The organism is Barnesiella sp. CU968 (assembly GCF_905219685.1).
In the GTDB taxonomy this organism is placed as follows: Bacteria; Bacteroidota; Bacteroidia; order Bacteroidales; family Muribaculaceae; genus Lepagella; species Lepagella muris_A.
The window spans coordinates 1-3,120 of the sequence record NZ_CAJMXD010000343.1 but is presented as its reverse complement, the minus strand read 5'-3'; the positions used below and the strand labels follow the sequence as shown (position 1 = coordinate 3,120).

3 protein-coding genes and 1 pseudogene are annotated in these 3,120 nt (G+C 44.4%); all 4 read left to right on the top strand.

The genetic code is table 11. The features are described 5' to 3' along the window. The first annotated feature begins 432 nt into the window (after window positions 1-432). Window positions 433-1,044 carry a TetR/AcrR family transcriptional regulator gene (locus JX312_RS11195; RefSeq protein WP_065540271.1) on the top strand — a complete coding sequence of 204 codons (612 nt, stop codon included), beginning with the start codon at window positions 433-435 and terminating at the stop codon, window positions 1,042-1,044. Window positions 1,045-1,267: 223 nt separating this feature from the next. Beyond that, window positions 1,268-1,762, top strand: a pseudogene (locus JX312_RS11190) (tyrosine-type recombinase/integrase); the annotation flags it as partial. Window positions 1,763-1,903: 141 nt separating this feature from the next. Then, the gene (locus JX312_RS11185) at window positions 1,904-2,584 is read left to right on the top strand and encodes a BatD family protein (protein ID WP_239653897.1); all 681 of its coding nucleotides are present in this window, start codon (window positions 1,904-1,906) and stop codon (window positions 2,582-2,584) included. A 108-nt stretch (window positions 2,585-2,692) separates the two neighbouring features. Then, window positions 2,693-3,120 (top strand): SMI1/KNR4 family protein (locus JX312_RS11180; RefSeq protein WP_204458057.1); only part of this gene is annotated, 428 nt, incomplete at its 3' end.

The following is a 3,120-nucleotide window of genomic DNA, read 5'->3' as shown; positions in this document are numbered from 1 at the left end:
CTCTTGTATTGCCCCTCAACATCACAGCAAAGGGCGGTGTGTCAAAATTGATAAAATTCGACACACCGCCTTTATTTTAGCCGGATGGCGAGGATGCTGTCGGAATGGTCCGGATGGTAGGCGGCTGAATGATTCGGCTATTATGACACATCCTCCTTCGGTTGTCTTGTAATATCAGCGTCTTCATGTAACGAGAGCCGGCGTATCAAGCATATCGAATCCGCTTGATACGCCGGATGATTCATGGGGGTGTATATCAGAGATTAGGAAATGTATCCGCATGGTGATCATCATTGCCATTGAAGACCCGCCGCAATGACATGCTTATGCAGTTTCTAAGTCGTAATGTGAAAGATTATCCAGCCTGTCCTTTTTGTATCTCAAGATAATGTCTTATCTTTGGAAGATAAAATCAATCTGTAGAATTTTATAATGATAACCAACCGTGAAGAAGTGCTTGAAAACGCACTGCGCGTTTTCGCCAAGATGAATTATGAGAAGGCAAGTCAGGTAGAGATCGGAAAAGCCTGCGGGCTGACGAAAGCCGGACTGGTGTATTATTATCCGATAAAACTGGACCTTTTCGTGGCGGTTATAGATAAATACGTGTTCGGGATGCAGTCGGTGGCAAACAAGTTCCGGTTCAAGGCTGCCACCCTGTCGGAATTTATCGAACAATATATAAAAGGTGTGGAACAGACCATGCGGAAACTCATATCGCTTCTTGATGACGGCAACAATCCGGCAGGATGCAGCTTCAATTTCTATTATTACCATCTTATGATGCAGGTACGGCTTTATTATCCGGATGTGGAGGAAAAGATAGCAGGCATGTTCCGGCAGGACTACGAGTTTTGGAGAGCCGCCATACAGTCGGCAAAGGACACCGGGGAGATACGGCAGGATGTGGACATCGAGGACACTGCCATGCTGTTCCGGCAGGTGTTTTTCGGTCTGTCCTTCGAGCAGTCTTTTTTGAGGGGGCTTGACATACAACGGCTTGCAAGGGAACTGCGCTTCGTCTATTCGCTGTTAAAAGCCTGAAATGTTAAAATTCGAGCGGTTTTGTGTTTTCAGCCGCTTTTTTATGTGTTAAAACAAACCAATCGGTTTGTTTTTCGGATTATTTCGCTAATTTTGGGGTCATGGAATCTATAGCCGGGAAATTATGGATAAGATACTAAAACAACGTGGCAGCATCGTCATGCATAAAGACAGGTACAACGGTGAGGAGTGCATCCGGGTGGACTACGCGGACAGCCAAGCCCTTGCAAACCGCAAGCATCGCTGTATGATTTCGTTGATTTATTCCGCAGGATTGAGAAGGAGCGAGTTGCTTAACCTCACTCCGCAGGATATTATGAGCGAACGTATGCTGATTCGCATTATGGGCAAGGGCAAAAAATGCCGCTACTCGCTGCTGTCGGAGAAGGTATTGTGCGAACTTCGGGAATATTTCAAGGAATACCGTCCGAAGAAATGGCTGTTCGAGGGCGATACCCCCGGAGAAAAGTATTCGGCAAGCGCACTGGTGAAAGTGTTGAAGGAAGCCGCCGATCGAGCCGGCATCAAGCACCGGGTACACGTACACATGCTGCGGCACTCTTTCGCCACCCATTTTCTGGAGCAGGGTACGGACCTGAGAACCATACAGGAGCTTTTGGGACACAACGACATCAAGACTACGAGCATCTACCTTCATGTTACAAGTGCCCACAAGTCGAGCATACCGAATCCGCTTGATTCATTGGACGATTCATGAATGTTGTTCCGTCATTATTATAGTGAGAGCAAGAAAGAATAGATTACGGCAATGTTTGATATGATACATCAATAAATGAAAAAAGAGGTCAGATACATAACAAGAAAGTCAATCAGGAACATACAAATCTGTTGTATATGGATGTATGTATTTTTTTCGGGAGTTCGAGTGTACGCCTCGACTACCGCAGACTCCGTGTATTTCCACATAAAGGCAGACACAATACGGGAAATCCGTGCGGGACAAGTGGTGGAACTGACGTATGCTTTGGTCAATTCCCAGTTCGACACGGCTTCTTATCCGGTATTCAATGACAACATTGAAGTGGTGAGTGGTCCGAAACAACATAAATGTAGCAGTTACACACTTGTGAACGGAGTGGGAAGCAAGAGTGATGAAACCTGTTTCAGCTATCTTGTGCGGTTCAGGAAAAGCGGCGAGATTCAGCTCCCTGCCGCATCTGTAACGGTAGGGAACCGTACCTATACCACTCCTGAATGTCGTGTGCATGTAAATTCTGCCGGAGTGGACAGAAAAAGATTGAAATGCAGTTTGAATGTGGAGCAACTGGTCGGAGATTACGTGAGATACTGTGCCACCCTTACCTGCAATACTCGTCCCGATCAGAATCCTCCGTTGTTGTCAATTAACGGGGAGACAACCCGTCCAAGCAGCACATCCTATTCAGGTTCAGAAGGCAAGGAAGAATATGTTTACCGGTATTATTTTAACAGCGAAGGCTATAAAGTAGCTTGCGAGAAACTGACCTTTGGAGGGAAAGCATATAAACTCCGACCACGAAAGTGCAAAAAGAGGCATTAACAAAAGGTGCAGCTATTAGAGATTAGGAAACACACCTGCCGGGTGACGTTTACCAAAACAAACAACACCAACAGGTGATCTTATAAATACATTACCAACAATTAAAATATGAAGAACATTATTCAAACAGCAGAACAGTTATTAGGCAGAAAATTAACTGCAAATGACGGTTACACAATGGATGAAATCAAACAGGCTGAAAATATGCTTGGACTAACAATGCCGGAAGCTCTAAAGCATTTTTATTTATCTGTTGGAAAAGTAGAGGTATTGGCTTCTTCGTTCCAACGGTTCTTGCCATTAGACGAATTACAATCTGATGGTGAAAAGATTATCTTTCTTGCGGAAAATCAAGAAGTGTGTTTATGGGCTACTACAATACATGATACCACAATTTGGGTTAAGTATAGTGATGATGAAGGTTGGATAACAGAACCGATTGGATTAATGGATTTTATTCTATTAACGATGTATTATAATTGCGCACAAGGAGGATTTGAGTTTGGCGGAATAGCTGAAAACGAAGAAGCCTATCC